General features: G+C 56.8%; 12 protein-coding genes. 3 read left to right on the top strand and 9 right to left on the bottom strand.

The window, feature by feature from the left end; all coding sequences use genetic code 11:
• Nucleotides 1-5 precede the first annotated feature (5 nt).
• The 6 genes from AC6EMZ_RS07930 to fbaB all read right to left on the bottom strand — a co-directional run bounded on the left by AC6EMZ_RS07930 (nucleotide 6) and on the right by fbaB (nucleotide 6,930).
• Nucleotides 6-866: an ABC transporter ATP-binding protein gene (locus AC6EMZ_RS07930; protein ID WP_498401932.1), complete on the bottom strand. Its 861-nt coding sequence runs from the start codon at nucleotides 864-866 to the stop codon at nucleotides 6-8.
• The gene (locus AC6EMZ_RS07925) at nucleotides 838-1,743 is read right to left on the bottom strand and encodes an ABC transporter permease (protein WP_059179213.1); all 906 of its coding nucleotides are present in this window, start codon (nucleotides 1,741-1,743) and stop codon (nucleotides 838-840) included. The genes AC6EMZ_RS07930 and AC6EMZ_RS07925 overlap by 29 nt, the downstream gene beginning before the upstream one ends.
• A complete protein-coding gene (locus tag AC6EMZ_RS07920; RefSeq protein WP_498401931.1) occupies nucleotides 1,740-2,777 on the bottom strand; it encodes an ABC transporter permease in 1,038 nt (345 codons plus the stop codon). Before AC6EMZ_RS07920 ends, AC6EMZ_RS07925 begins: the two co-directional genes overlap by 4 nt.
• On the bottom strand, nucleotides 2,774-4,390 hold the full coding sequence (locus tag AC6EMZ_RS07915) for an ABC transporter substrate-binding protein (protein ID WP_498401930.1): 1,617 nt from the start codon (nucleotides 4,388-4,390) through the stop codon (nucleotides 2,774-2,776). Before AC6EMZ_RS07915 ends, AC6EMZ_RS07920 begins: the two co-directional genes overlap by 4 nt.
• 38 nt (nucleotides 4,391-4,428) lie before the next feature.
• Nucleotides 4,429-5,583 carry a mandelate racemase family protein gene (locus AC6EMZ_RS07910; protein ID WP_498401929.1) on the bottom strand — a complete coding sequence of 385 codons (1,155 nt, stop codon included), beginning with the start codon at nucleotides 5,581-5,583 and terminating at the stop codon, nucleotides 4,429-4,431.
• Between the two features lie 294 nt (nucleotides 5,584-5,877).
• Nucleotides 5,878-6,930, bottom strand: coding sequence for a class I fructose-bisphosphate aldolase (gene fbaB / locus AC6EMZ_RS07905; RefSeq protein ID WP_498401928.1), 1,053 nt, complete (start codon nucleotides 6,928-6,930; stop codon nucleotides 5,878-5,880).
• A gap of 251 nt (nucleotides 6,931-7,181) precedes the next feature.
• Between fbaB and AC6EMZ_RS07900 the strand changes: the two genes are divergently transcribed.
• From AC6EMZ_RS07900 to AC6EMZ_RS07890, 3 genes are read left to right on the top strand one after another with little or no spacing between them, the layout of a single operon-like run.
• Nucleotides 7,182-8,459: a nucleoside permease gene (locus AC6EMZ_RS07900; protein ID WP_498401927.1), complete on the top strand. Its 1,278-nt coding sequence runs from the start codon at nucleotides 7,182-7,184 to the stop codon at nucleotides 8,457-8,459.
• The gene (locus AC6EMZ_RS07895) at nucleotides 8,456-9,460 is read left to right on the top strand and encodes an ADP-ribosylglycohydrolase family protein (RefSeq protein WP_498401926.1); all 1,005 of its coding nucleotides are present in this window, start codon (nucleotides 8,456-8,458) and stop codon (nucleotides 9,458-9,460) included. Before AC6EMZ_RS07900 ends, AC6EMZ_RS07895 begins: the two co-directional genes overlap by 4 nt.
• Complete coding sequence (locus AC6EMZ_RS07890) at nucleotides 9,457-10,413, top strand: PfkB family carbohydrate kinase (protein WP_498401925.1); 957 nt, start codon at nucleotides 9,457-9,459, stop codon at nucleotides 10,411-10,413. Before AC6EMZ_RS07895 ends, AC6EMZ_RS07890 begins: the two co-directional genes overlap by 4 nt.
• Here the strand turns inward: AC6EMZ_RS07890 and AC6EMZ_RS07885 are convergent.
• From AC6EMZ_RS07885 to thiM, 3 genes are read right to left on the bottom strand one after another with little or no spacing between them, the layout of a single operon-like run.
• Nucleotides 10,387-11,133 carry a GntR family transcriptional regulator gene (locus tag AC6EMZ_RS07885; RefSeq protein ID WP_498401924.1) on the bottom strand — a complete coding sequence of 249 codons (747 nt, stop codon included), beginning with the start codon at nucleotides 11,131-11,133 and terminating at the stop codon, nucleotides 10,387-10,389. The genes AC6EMZ_RS07890 and AC6EMZ_RS07885 overlap by 27 nt on opposite strands.
• A gap of 49 nt (nucleotides 11,134-11,182) precedes the next feature.
• On the bottom strand, nucleotides 11,183-11,983 hold the full coding sequence (gene thiD / locus AC6EMZ_RS07880) for a bifunctional hydroxymethylpyrimidine kinase/phosphomethylpyrimidine kinase (RefSeq protein ID WP_498401923.1): 801 nt from the start codon (nucleotides 11,981-11,983) through the stop codon (nucleotides 11,183-11,185).
• Entirely contained in the window at nucleotides 11,980-12,750 is a 771-nt protein-coding gene (gene thiM, locus AC6EMZ_RS07875; protein ID WP_498401922.1) for a hydroxyethylthiazole kinase, read from the bottom strand. The genes thiD and thiM overlap by 4 nt, the downstream gene beginning before the upstream one ends.
• Between the last annotated feature and the right edge of the window lie 28 nt (nucleotides 12,751-12,778).

The raw sequence follows: 12,778 nt of genomic DNA, 5'->3' as shown, positions 1-12,778 counted from the left end.
GCTCCTTACTCGGTGAGCCAGCTGGCCTGACGCTGCAAAACAGGCAGCACCGGGCGGCGATGGTTAAGTTCCGGCAGCGCGCTGATGAGGCCCTGCGTGTACGGATGTTTCGCATTGTGCAGATCGCAGGCGGCGATGGACTCCACCACCCGCCCGGCGTACATCACCAGCACCCGATCGCAAAAACTGCGCACCAGGTTGATGTCGTGGCTGATAAAAATCAGCCCCAGCCCGCGCGATTTCACCAGATCGTCCAGCAACCCCAGCACCTGCAAACGCACCGAGACGTCCAGCGCCGAGGTCGGTTCATCGGCAATCACCAGCTCGGGATCGGTTATCAGCATCATGGCGATCATGATGCGCTGCCCCTGCCCGCCGGAAATCTCGTGGGGGTAAAGGTGATATACGCGCTCCGGCTGGCGAATGCGCACTACGTCGAGCATCTCCAGCACTTTGGCTTTGGCCTCCGCTTTGCGCCCCGGATGGTGCGTGAGCCAGGCTTCTGCAATCTGGTCACCTACACAAACCACCGGATTCAGCGAGTATTTCGGATCCTGCATAATCATCGAGATACGCTTGCCGCGAATGCCGCGCATCTGCGCTTCGCTGACGGCTTGCAAATCGACATCGCCAAACTGCATCCGCGTGGCACTGATTTGCGCTTTGGCCGGGTGCAAACGCAGCAGCGCCCGTCCGACCGTCGATTTGCCGGAGCCAGATTCACCGACGATTGCCAGCTTTTCTCGCCCGAGTTGAAACGAGACGCCGCGCACCGCGTGGGTGATGGCACCGCCGTTGATAAAGTCGACGTGGAGATCGCGCACGTCGAGCAGAGGATTATTCGCTGCGAGGATCGAGGATGTCACGTAGGCCATCTCCTAAGAAGTTGAACGCCAGGCTGTTGATCAAGATCGCCAGCCCCGGAATAGTCACTACCCACCAGCACTCCATCATGTAGGTGCGCCCGCTGGAGATCATCGCGCCCCACTCCGGCTCAGGCGGCTGCGCGCCGAGGCCGAGGAAACCCAATCCCGCGGCGGTCAGGATGATCCCCGCCATGTTCATGGTGATACGGATAATGACTGATGGCAGGCACAGCGGCACGATGTGTCGCCACAGCACACGCGGTGCAGAAGCCCCCTGCAAACGTACCGCGGAGATAAAATCGGCCTGACGCAAAGAGAGCGTTTCGGCACGCGCCAGTCGCGCAATCGGCGGCCAGGCAGTGATCGTAATCGCAATGACCACGTGCTCCAGCCCCGGACCGAGCGCCGCCACAAACGCCAGCGCCAGCACCAGGCTCGGGAAGGAGATAAAGATATCGGTCACGCGCATCAGTACTGCATCGACTTTGCCGCCAAAATACCCGGCGGTCACGCCCAGCAGCAGGCCCAGCGGACCGACGGTGACCGATACCAGCAGCACGATATACAGCGTGATGCGCGAGCCGTACACCAGGCGGCTAAAGATGTCGCGTCCAAACTCATCGGTACCGAACCAGTGCTGCGCGTTCGGTGCAACTAACGCGTTGTTGAGATCTTGAACCAGCGGGTTATAGGGCGCAATCCATGGCGCAAACGCCGCAACAATTAGCAGGAGCAGGACAATTCCACCGCCAATCGCGGTCAGCGGATTGCGCGCCATTTTGCCCACAAATCCTGCGGCACGCAGAGCCGTACGTTTGATACGCTGACGGCTTTCGCTGTTGCGCGCCCCCAGCGGCGTATCCAGAGAAACGGTCATGATTTCGTCCTCGGGTCGAAGAATTGATACAGCATGTCGGAGAGCAGGTTGAGCATCACGAAGATCAGCCCCACCAGCAGCACGCAGCCCATCACCGCGTTCATATCACCCAGCAGTAGGCTGCCGGTCAGATACGAGCCAAAGCCCGGCCAGGAGAAGACGGTTTCAATCAATACCGCACCCTCCAGCAGCGAGCCATACGCCAGCGCCACCACGGTTAGCAGCTGAACCAGAATGTTGCGAAACGCATGATTCCAGATAACCTGACGCTCGGTTAACCCTTTAACCCGCGCGGTGATGATGAACTCCTGCGACAGCTGCGCGAGCATAAAGCTGCGGGTCATACGGCTGATATAGGCCAGCGAGTGAAAGCCGAGTAACGACGCGGGCAGCACCAGATGGTTAATCGCGTTCCAGAACACCGCACTGTTGCCAGCGAGCAACGCATCGACGGTCATCAGCCCGGTACGGCGTGGCACGATGCCATCCAGCCCTAAGTCCAGCCGCCCTGCACCACCCACCCAACCGAGCCAGGCGTAAAATAGCAGCAGCCCCATCATCCCCACCCAGAAGATCGGCGTGGAGTAACCGGCCAGGCTAATGATACGCACCACGTAGTCAGAAAGACTGTTACGACGTGCCGCCGCCAGTACGCCCAGCGGAATGCCTAAACCGGCACCGACAATAATGGCCATCGTGGCCAGCTCCAGCGTGGCCGGGAAGACGCGCATGATATCGTCGGTCACCGGCTTGCCGGTCAGCAGCGCATTGCCGAGATCGCCGTGCAGCAGGTTGTTCAGGTAAATGCCGAACTGGGTCAACAGCGACTTATCAAAACCTAACTGCTGATAAACCTGCTGATAGGTACTGTGGTCAGCGTCCGGGCCGACAATGGCCAGCACCGGATCGACCGGCATGACGCGCCCGATGAAGAACGTCAGCAGCAGCAAACCAAACAGCGTGATCAGCACCTGCGTCAGACGCTTTGAAAAGCGTCGGGTGCGGGAGCCGGGAGAGAGGATCGCAACGCTCATTTGTCACCTCCTGTTTTGTAGACTTCGCGCAGGAAAGTGGTCGCCGACGGGTGCGACTGGAAGTTTTTGACTTCGTTACGCACCACCACCGAATCCACCATTTGCGATAGCGGGACCATCGCCGGGATCAGCTCGTCGTAACGCACCTGGATTTGCTGGTAATCGGCGATTTGCTGTTTCGGGTCGCGCTCAAGCAGCGCTTTGTCGATCATCTCGTTCAGCGGCTTGTCGTAGAAACTGGTGCGCCAGCCCTGGAAGTTGGTCAGTCGGGCTTCGTCACTGTTGTCCGGGTTATAAACCAGCGCGCGCAGGCTGGAGTGCGGATGCGGCTCAACGCCACTCCCGCCGCGCCCGACCAGCATGTCGAACTTACGCTCGCGCATTGCGCCGTAAATCTGGTTCCCGGTGCCGGTGATGATTTTGGCGTTGATCCCCGCCTGCATCAGCGTGGACTGCACGGCAATGGCGATGTTCAGGAATGGTTGATCGGCCAGCACGCGCAGCGTGGTGTCGAACCCTTCCGGATAACCCGCTTCCGTAAGCAGCTTTTTGGCCCGAGGAATATCCAGTTTATAGCCCGGGTCCGGCAGCGTGGACGGCATCCCAGCCTTAATAGGGCGTTGATGCAGTACGCCATAGCCCGGCATCAGCGCCTTGTTGATACCCTGATAATCAATCAGGTAGCGCACCGCTTCGCGCACCTTAGGATTCGCGAAGTGGCTTTCCTTCATGCTCATCGCCACGTAGTAGACCGTTCCTTTTTGCACGGCTTCGACCGTAAGATTCGGATCTTTACGTAGCGCGTTGATATCGGACACCGCCATATTATTAGCAATGTCCAGATCGCCTTTTTCAATCATCAGGCGCAGGGTTTGCGATTCCTGAAAATGGCGCAGGACGATGCGGTTCATCTTCGGTTCTTCGCGCCAGTAGTGCGGATTGCGCTGCATGCGCAGTACGTCTTTTGCCTGCCAGATGTCGAGCATAAACGGGCCGGAACCGGCCTCGTTAGTGGTCAGCCAGCGGTTGCCCCAGTCGTTGTTTACCTCGTGGGTTTGCACCGTTTTGCTGTCGAGCACGCCCAGATTCCCGAGCGCGCCAAGAGAGTAAATCACCAGTTGTGGATCGTTGGCTTTCGGCAGCACGATCTGCACGGTGTAGGCATCCGGCGCACTGATTTGCTTATCGATGTTTTTCTTAGAAAAACCGTAGGATTTCCAGACCGAGGCCTGCGCCAGATTAAGGTGTAATAAGCGACGCATCGACCACACCACGTCCTCTGCGGTCAGCGGGTTGCCGGAGTGGAACGTCACGTTATCGCGCAGGTGAAAGGTCAGGGTTTTGCCGTCTGGCGCGATATCCCAGCTTTTCGCCAGCGCCGGCCTGACGTTGGTGAGTTCATTCGGGTCGAGCTCTACCAGCGAATCGTAGAGATTCACCACGATACCGACCACTTCGTTGCCGGTCATTGCCGCCGGGTCGAGCGTCAGCAGGTTGTTCATGTTCATACCGATGATGAGCTGATCGGGCGGCGTTTTTGCGTACGCCGCACCGCTCCCCACCATCAGCGAGAGCGCGAGTAAACACGCCCTCGTGAGGGAGTTGTTGTTCATCTGTGTATACCGTTTGTAGGGTGAGATATCGTTATGTGTCAGTCGTGGCTGACGGTATTTTTTTCGATATACGCAAAATTGATGTCTTCGCCCAGTCCCGGGCCAGTTGGCAGGCTGACAATGCCGTTTTCGTCCATTGGGTCGACGATGCTGTTGAGGTACGCCGCAGGGACGTCGTAGTCGAGGAACGGATGCAGCAGGCCGCGTTCGTACCAGCGGCAATTCTTGATTGCCCCGATGACGGCCAGGCTCGCCGCGCCGTTGCCATGCACTTCGCAGTCCATACCGAACGACTCCGCCAGATTGGCCACTTTCAGCGTTGGTGAGATCCCACCCACACCATTTGCCCCCGCGCGCAGGATGTCGCACGCGCCCGCTTTCACCCAATCAGCACGGCTGTGATGTTTTCCGCCCAGGCTCTCCGGGCCGATAATGGGGATCGACAGGTTTTCAGCAAGCCAGGCGTAAGAGGCCATGCTCTCTTCTTCCATCGGCTCTTCAAACCAGGCGAAGTCGAGTTTTTCTAATTCTTTGCCGATGTACAGCGCTTCGGTGCGGCTGTACCAGTGATAGCCGTCGATCATCAGATCGATATCCGGACCGACCGCTTCACGTACGGCGGCGCAGGCTTTGACGTCCATTTTAGGGTTGGGTGCGAAAGAAACAGGTGGCATCCAGGTATGCAGCTTGATGGCCTTGTAGCCACGCGCGACCAGCTTTTCGGCAAAGCTGGCGTATTCGTCTGGCGTAGAGAGACCGCCGGGCAGATCGTCACCACACATGGTGCTGCCGTAAGCGGGGACTTTGTCGCGAAAACCGCCGAGCAGTTTCCAGACCGGCATGTTCAGCTTGCGGCCTATCAGGTCCCACAGCGCCTGCTCTACAAACGACAGCGCGCGTTCGGTCAACTGGTGTGCGCTCCCACGCTGCCAGTGCGCCAGATCCTGCCAGATGCGTTCGCGGTTAAAGGCATCCTGGCCGACCAGCACTTTGCGGAAAAAGGTGTTCACTACAAAAGGACGCACCACTTCCGGCGGCGCAAATGAGTACCCTTTGGTGCCATCGTCGGCGGTGATGGTCAGCATCGCCATTTTAGCCATGCTTTCCGGGCCGGGGTGCGAGTGCCCCGCAGTATCGGAAACCCGACGCGTGGGATACTGGAAGACGGTGACGTTTACAGATTCAATTTTCATTATCAGTCCTTAACACAACAGAGGTCAGTGCGACGTCTTAATTTGAAAAGCTGTTTCGAAACTAACTTTAAGCGCAAAATTCGTCCGCGGCCTTAGACAAATTCCGCTAAGCATCGACCATTTATTGTGCATATGCACGGGAGGGAGTGACACTTTTCACAAAAGGACAGAGAACTGTGAACTGGATCGGGATGGATGTTTGAATGGAATGAAATGAGGTTTCGAATTAATGCACTTCCCCTCACCCCGGACCGTACACCCCAAAGGGGCGAGGGTTAGGGTGAGGGGAAAGATTTAAGCAATCGTGACTTTGCTATCCAGATAGACGTCCTGCACCGCGTTAATCAGCTTCACGCCGTCGGCCATCGATTTCTTAAACGCCTTACGCCCCAAGATTAGCCCCATCCCGCCCGCGCGCTTGTTGATCACCGCCGTGCGCACCGCATCGGTCAGGTCAGTTTCACCGCCCGCCGCGCCGCCGGAGTTAATCAGCCCCGCCCGACCCATGTAGCAGTTCGCCAGCTGATAACGCACCAGATCGATTGGGTTGTCGCTGGTCAGCTTGCTGTAAACACGATCATCGGTATAACCGAAGTTCACCGCTTTATAGCCGCCATTATTTTCGGCCATTTTCTGCTTCACGATATCGGCGCCAATAGTGGCCGCCAGATGATTCGCCTGCCCGGTCAAGTCTGCGGATACGTGATAATCCACGCCGTCTTTCTTGAACGCATTATTACGCAGATAAGCCCACAGCACGGTGACCATACCCAGCTCATGCGCGCGCTCAAAGGCCGCCGAGATCTCTTCAATCTGCCGACGAGACTGCTCGGAGCCAAAGTAAATAGTCGCCCCTACCGCCACCGCACCCATGTTAAACGCCTGCTCGACGCTGGCGTACAGCGTCTGATCATATTCGGTTGGGTAGCTCAGCGTTTCGTTGTGGTTGAGCTTAACGAGGAAAGGAATGCGGTGCGCGTAACGGCGTGATACCGAAGCCAATACGCCGTACGTGGACGCCACACAGTTACAGCCCGCTTCTATCGCCAGTTCGACAATATTCTTCGGATCGAAATAGAGCGGATTCGCCGCAAAGGAGGCCCCGGCGGAGTGCTCCACGCCCTGGTCAACCGGCAAAATGGACAGGTAACCCGTGCCGCCAAGTCGCCCGGTGTTGTAGAGCGTCTGCATATTTCGCAGAACGGCCGGAGGACGATTGTTATCAATCATGACGCGGTCAACGTAGTCGTGACCCGGTAGATAAAGCTGGTCGGCTGGAATGGTCATACAACGATGCTGTAAAAGGCTGTCGGCGTCTTTGCCAAGCAGCTGCGCAATATCAGTCATAGTGATGCTCCCGTAAGTTCCGACATCATGTCGGAGCATGTGATCCAAACCCAAACGGATTGGGCAGACTAAGCCTGGTACCGACTTAACAGATTTTCCACCGCCTGCCTCTTTTTTCAGCACAATCTGCTGGCTCGTTTCGTGTACAACCAAACTGTTACATTGATCAAACATTCACCACAAAGGTATTTAAAAGGTATTATTGAATGGTATGTTAAAGGCGTACCCTTTCTGACATGCAGGATTAAACAATGAAAACGAAAGTCCAACTGTCATTCATGATGTTTGTTGAATGGTTTATCTGGGGCGCATGGTTTGTGCCGCTATGGCTCTGGCTGAGCAAAAGCGGATTTACCGCTGGGGAAATTGGCTGGTCGTATGCCTGTACCGCGATTGCCGCCATCCTCTCGCCGATCCTTGTAGGATCGCTGACGGACCGGTTCTTCGCCGCGCAAAAAGTGCTGGCAGTATTGATGTTTGCCGGTGCTGTCCTGATGTACTTCGCCGCGCAGCAAACCGAGTTCAGCACCTTCTTCCCACTGCTGCTGGCCTACTCGCTCACTTATATGCCCACCATCGCGTTGACTAACAGCATCGCCTTCGCCAATGTTGACGACGTGGAGCGCGACTTCCCGCGTATCCGCGTAATGGGCACCATCGGCTGGATTGCTTCTGGCCTGGCATGCGGGTTCCTGCCGCAGATGATGGGATACGCGGATATTTCTGACAGCAATATTCCGCTGCTGATGACGGCGGCAAGTTCGGCGCTGCTCGGCGTGTTTGCGTTCTTCCTGCCGAACACGCCGCCGAAAAGCACCGGTAAAATGGACGTTAAAGTCATGCTGGGTCTGGATGCCTTGATCCTGCTGCGCGATAAAAACTTCCTCGTGTTCTTCTTCTGTTCGTTTCTCTTTGCGATGCCGCTGGCCTTTTACTACATCTTCGCCAACGGATACCTCACCGAAGTAGGAATGAAAAATGCCACTGGATGGATGACGCTCGGTCAGTTCTCCGAGATCTTCTTCATGCTGGCGCTACCGTTCTTCACTAAGCGCTTTGGTATCAAAAAGGTTCTGCTGCTAGGCCTTATCACGGCGGCGATCCGCTACGGCTTTTTCGTCTTTGGCGGCGCAGACGAATACTTCACCTACGGCCTGTTGTTCCTCGGTATTTTGCTGCACGGTGTGAGCTACGACTTCTATTACGTGACCGCGTATATCTACGTGGACAAAAAAGCGCCGGTACATATGCGTACCGCCGCACAGGGCTTGATCACGCTGTGCTGTCAGGGCTTTGGCAGCCTTTTAGGCTATCGGCTGGGTGGCGTGATGATGGAAAAGATGTTTGCGTACAAAGAGCCCGTGAATGGTTTGACCTTCAACTGGGCCGGAATGTGGGCGTTCGGCGGCATCATGATTGCCGTTATCGCCGTGCTGTTTATGCTGTTTTTCCGCGAATCGGATAAAGAGATCACCGCTATTGAGGTGGTCGATAACGATACTGCGCTGACACGAGGGGAAGTTAAATGAAAGCAGAACGAATTCTCGGTGCCCTTTACGGGCAGACGTTGGGGGATGCGATGGGTATGCCGTCGGAACTGTGGCCACGAAGCCGTGTAAAAGCACACTTCGGCTGGATTGATCGCTTTTTGCCAGGCCCTGCTGAGAATAGCGCCGCCTGTTATTTTGGGCGCGCGGAGTTCACGGACGACACCTCAATGGCGCTCAGTCTTGCTGATGCCATTATTGAGTGCGACGGCGAGATTGATGCCGATGCCATCGGCAGACACATCCTGCTGTGGGCCGTAGAGTTTGATGCGTTTAATAAAAATGTCCTTGGGCCCACCTCAAAAATCGCCCTGAGTGCTATCCGCGACGGCAAACCAGTGAGCGAACTGGAAAATAACGGCGTGACCAATGGTGCCGCCATGCGCGCCTCCCCGCTGGGCTGTCTGCTGCCCGCCACGCGGCTTGAACACTTTGTCGCGCAGGTCGCACTGGCTTGTAGCCCTACGCATAAATCGGATCTGGCGATTGCCGGTGCCGTGGTGATTGCCTGGGCGATTTCCCGCGCGATTGATGGCGAAAGCTGGCAGAATATTGTCGACGCGCTTCCCGGTATTGCGCGCTACGCGCAAGAGTCGAAAGTGACCACCTTTAGCGCGTCGCTTGCCGCACGCATTGAACTGGCGGTCAAAACGGTACGGGACGCCAACGGCATTGACTCCGCCAGCGAAGCGATTTATCAGTTGGTCGGGGCTGGCACCAGTACCATTGAATCCGTCCCCGCCGCGATTGCTATGGTCGAACTGGCGGGTACCGATCCTAATCGCTGCGCCATCTTGTGCGCCAACCTCGGTGGCGATACCGACACCATCGGCGCGATGGCCACGGCCATTTGTGGTGCGCTGCATGGGGTTAAGGCCATTGATCCGGCTTTGAAAGCAGAACTTGATGCCGTCAATCAGCTCGACTTCGGGTATTACTGCGAAAGGTTGCTGCACTATCGGGAACAGAGAGAGGGAGTATGAATACAGATCTCTGCGAGCGTATCGATACCTTAAGCGCGCGGCGTCCGATAACGGTTTTGGGGGCAGCGGTGATCGACGTCATTGCCGACGCTTACGCCCTTCCCTGGCGCGGTTGCGATATCGAGCTTAAACAGCAGGGCGTTAATATTGGTGGCTGCGCGCTGAATATCGCTATTGCACTCAAGCGACTCGGCATCACGGCACAAAACGCACTCCCGGTGGGGCACGGCGTGTGGGCGGATATCATTCGTCACGCGATGGCAAAGCAGGATCTGCACAGTGCCGTTGACGCTGAAAGCGGCGATAACGGCTGGTGTCTGGCGCTCGTTGAGCCTGACGGTGAACGTACCTTTATGTCGTTTAGCGGCGTAGAAAATCAATGGCAACAGCGTTGGCTGGACGCGCTGACGGTACCGCCGCAAAGCCTGGTGTATTTATCTGGCTATCAGCTCGCCTCGCCGTGTGGAGAATTGCTGACATACTGGCTGGAAAAACTGACCGATATCACTGCATTTATCGATTTTGGTCCTCGCATCGAGGATATTCCAGCTGCGCTGATGTCGCGCATCATGGCCTGTAAACCGATAGTGTCATTGAATCGTCAGGAGGCGCACATCGCCGCCGTACGCCTGGGCGTTGAGGATGATTCTCTGGGTATGGCGTGGCAGCAGCATTATGGTTGCCCGCTGATTGTGCGTCACGATAAAGACGGAGCGTGGTATTACGACGCCGAAAAGACCGGCCATGTCCCGGCGTTCCCGGCAACCGTGGTGGATACCATCGGCGCGGGTGACAGCCATGCTGGCGGTACGCTCGCCGGACTGGCGGCGGGTTGGCCGCTTGCAGACGCGATATTACTGGGAAATGCGGTGGCCGCGTGGGTGGTTAGCCACCGTGGCGGAGACTGCGCGCCAACGCGCGAGGAATTACTCCTCGCATACAAAGACGTATAAATCGCTGCGACAGTAGCTAATGCTGTACTCAATCGGCCGGTGCTGCTGGTCAAGCGCAACTTGCTTGATCACCAGCACCGGTATTTTGTCGTCCATTTTAATGTGCATCTGGAATTCGCTATCAGGCATTCGCGCACTCACCCGAGAACGCGTCCGCTGCGGAAAGATATTCTGGCTGCGAAAGTAGTCATACAGCGAAATGCCAATCGCATCCGGATCGTGAATGAGCCCGACCGGCACCCAGGACTCCTCAATCGATACCGCATCGTCATCAACATAACGAATACGTTTAAGCATAAAGACCTCGCTCTGCGGCGCGATCGACAGCTCTGCCGCCACGTCATCAGGGCATTTTATCACGCGTTTGTTGACCCAGAGCGTGTCAGGCTTTTTACCGCGCAGCACCACCTGCTGAGAAAATCCGCGCGCCTCTTTAAGCGAATATTCAAAGATATTATTGATTTGTGTGCCATAACCCCGGGCGCGGGTGACGACACCTTCCTGTTCCAGCGCCTGCATCGCTTTGCGCACGGTGATACGAGATACTCCAGTCAACTGGCTGAGATCGCGCTCACCGGGCAAAATATTGCCATGCTCCAGCAAGCCAGTGCGGACGGCATTTTTGACCGTCTCGGCAAACTTGAGGTACAGCGGGGTATTATCTGGCGCTGCGAAGCGTTCACTGAGCTGAGCGATTAACCGGGTATGCGCTTGTTCCATCTCTGTTTTCCAGGCCGAAAGTCCTTATCCATTATACTACCTGAGCGCCTTACCACCACGCATGAAAATGGTGTACCGGGCCAATACCGTGACCCACCTCCAGACTATCGGCTTTCGCCAGCGCAGCAGAGAGCCAGCCTTTTGCTTCCTGCACCGTATCGGCCCAGTTTTCATGGCGCGGGCGCAAGGCTGCCAGGGCAGCGGAGAGCGTACAACCGGTGCCGTGGGTATTTTTGGTTACTACACGCGCAGCTGTAAAACGCTGCGCGCCTTCGCGGGTAAAGAGCCAGTCCGGACTTTCTGCATCATCCAGATGTCCTCCCTTCATCAGCACCGCTTCACAGCCTAGCGCCAGCAGCGCATTGCCCTGCTCTATCATCTCCGCTTCATTACGTGCAGGAGGCGTATCAAGCAATGCGGCGGCTTCAGGGAGATTGGGGGTGATCAGCGCGACGTGCGGTAGTAACTTTTTCCGCAGCGACTGCACCGCCGAGTGCGAAAGCAGCGGATCGCCACTTTTGGCCAGCATAACCGTATCCAGAACCACGTTTTGCACGCGGTAGCGTTTAAGACGCTCTGCCACCGCTTCAACGATATCCGTTTCTGCCAGCATCCCGATTTTGGTGGTATCAATGCGCACATCGCTAAAAACAGAGTCCAGCTGTGCCGCCACAAAATCAGGTTCAATGCGATAGACCGATTGCACACCACGCGTGTTTTGCGCCACCAGCGCGGTAATCACCGAACAGCCATACGCCCCCAGCGCCGAGAAGGTTTTAAGATCCGCTTGAATCCCCGCGCCGCCGCTTGGATCGGTACCAGCGATGGTCAAGGCATTAATGCGTTTCATGACTGCGCCTCCAGATTCCATAACGCGTCGATAAAGGCTGAAGCAAAGCTGCCCGGACCATGGCTTTGCGCCGCAGCACGCTCGCCCGCTCGCTTCATAAAACCGCATGCAGCGGCAATGTTATCCAGTCGATCGCCCGGGAGTGAACAGGCAGCGGCTACGACAGCGGAGAGCGCACAGCCGGTTCCCACGACCCGCGTCATCAGGATATCGCCTCCGGCAACGGTTCGCGTGCGTTGCCCGTCGGTGATGTAATCCACTTCGCCCGTCACGACGATGATGGCGTTAGTCTGGCGTGCCAGCGCCTGCGCTGCGGGTAGCGCACTGGCCGCGGAATCGGTCGTGTCGACGCCACGCCCACCGGCGCTCATTCCTGCAAGCGCCATGATCTCAGAGGCATTACCGCGAATGGCTGTGGGTTTAAGCGTCAGGATTTGCTGGCAAAAACGAGATCGAAATGCAAGCGCGCCCACTGCCACCGGATCGAGCGTCCAGGGCTTACCAGCGGCCACCGCACTTTCGATTGCGCGGCGCATGGATTGCGCACGAGGAGAAGTCAGCGTGCCGACGTTAATCAGCAGCGCATCGGCTAATGTCGCAAACTGTTCAGCTTCTTCGGCTTCTATGACCATCGCAGGAGATGCCCCTAGCGCCAGCAAAACGTTGGCTGTAAAGGCCTGCACCACATCATTAGTCATGCAGTGGGTCAGCGGAGAACGAGTGCGGAAGTGATGTAAGGCATGTAAATCGAGCAGGTCAGGCTGCATGGTTTCGCTCCTGCCTTGCGTGAAGAAG

The sequence above is a fragment of the Enterobacter sp. SCRI0065 genome, assembly GCF_059766475.1.
The sequence above is the reverse complement of the archived record's forward strand: the minus strand, read 5'-3'. Positions and strand labels throughout refer to the sequence as shown.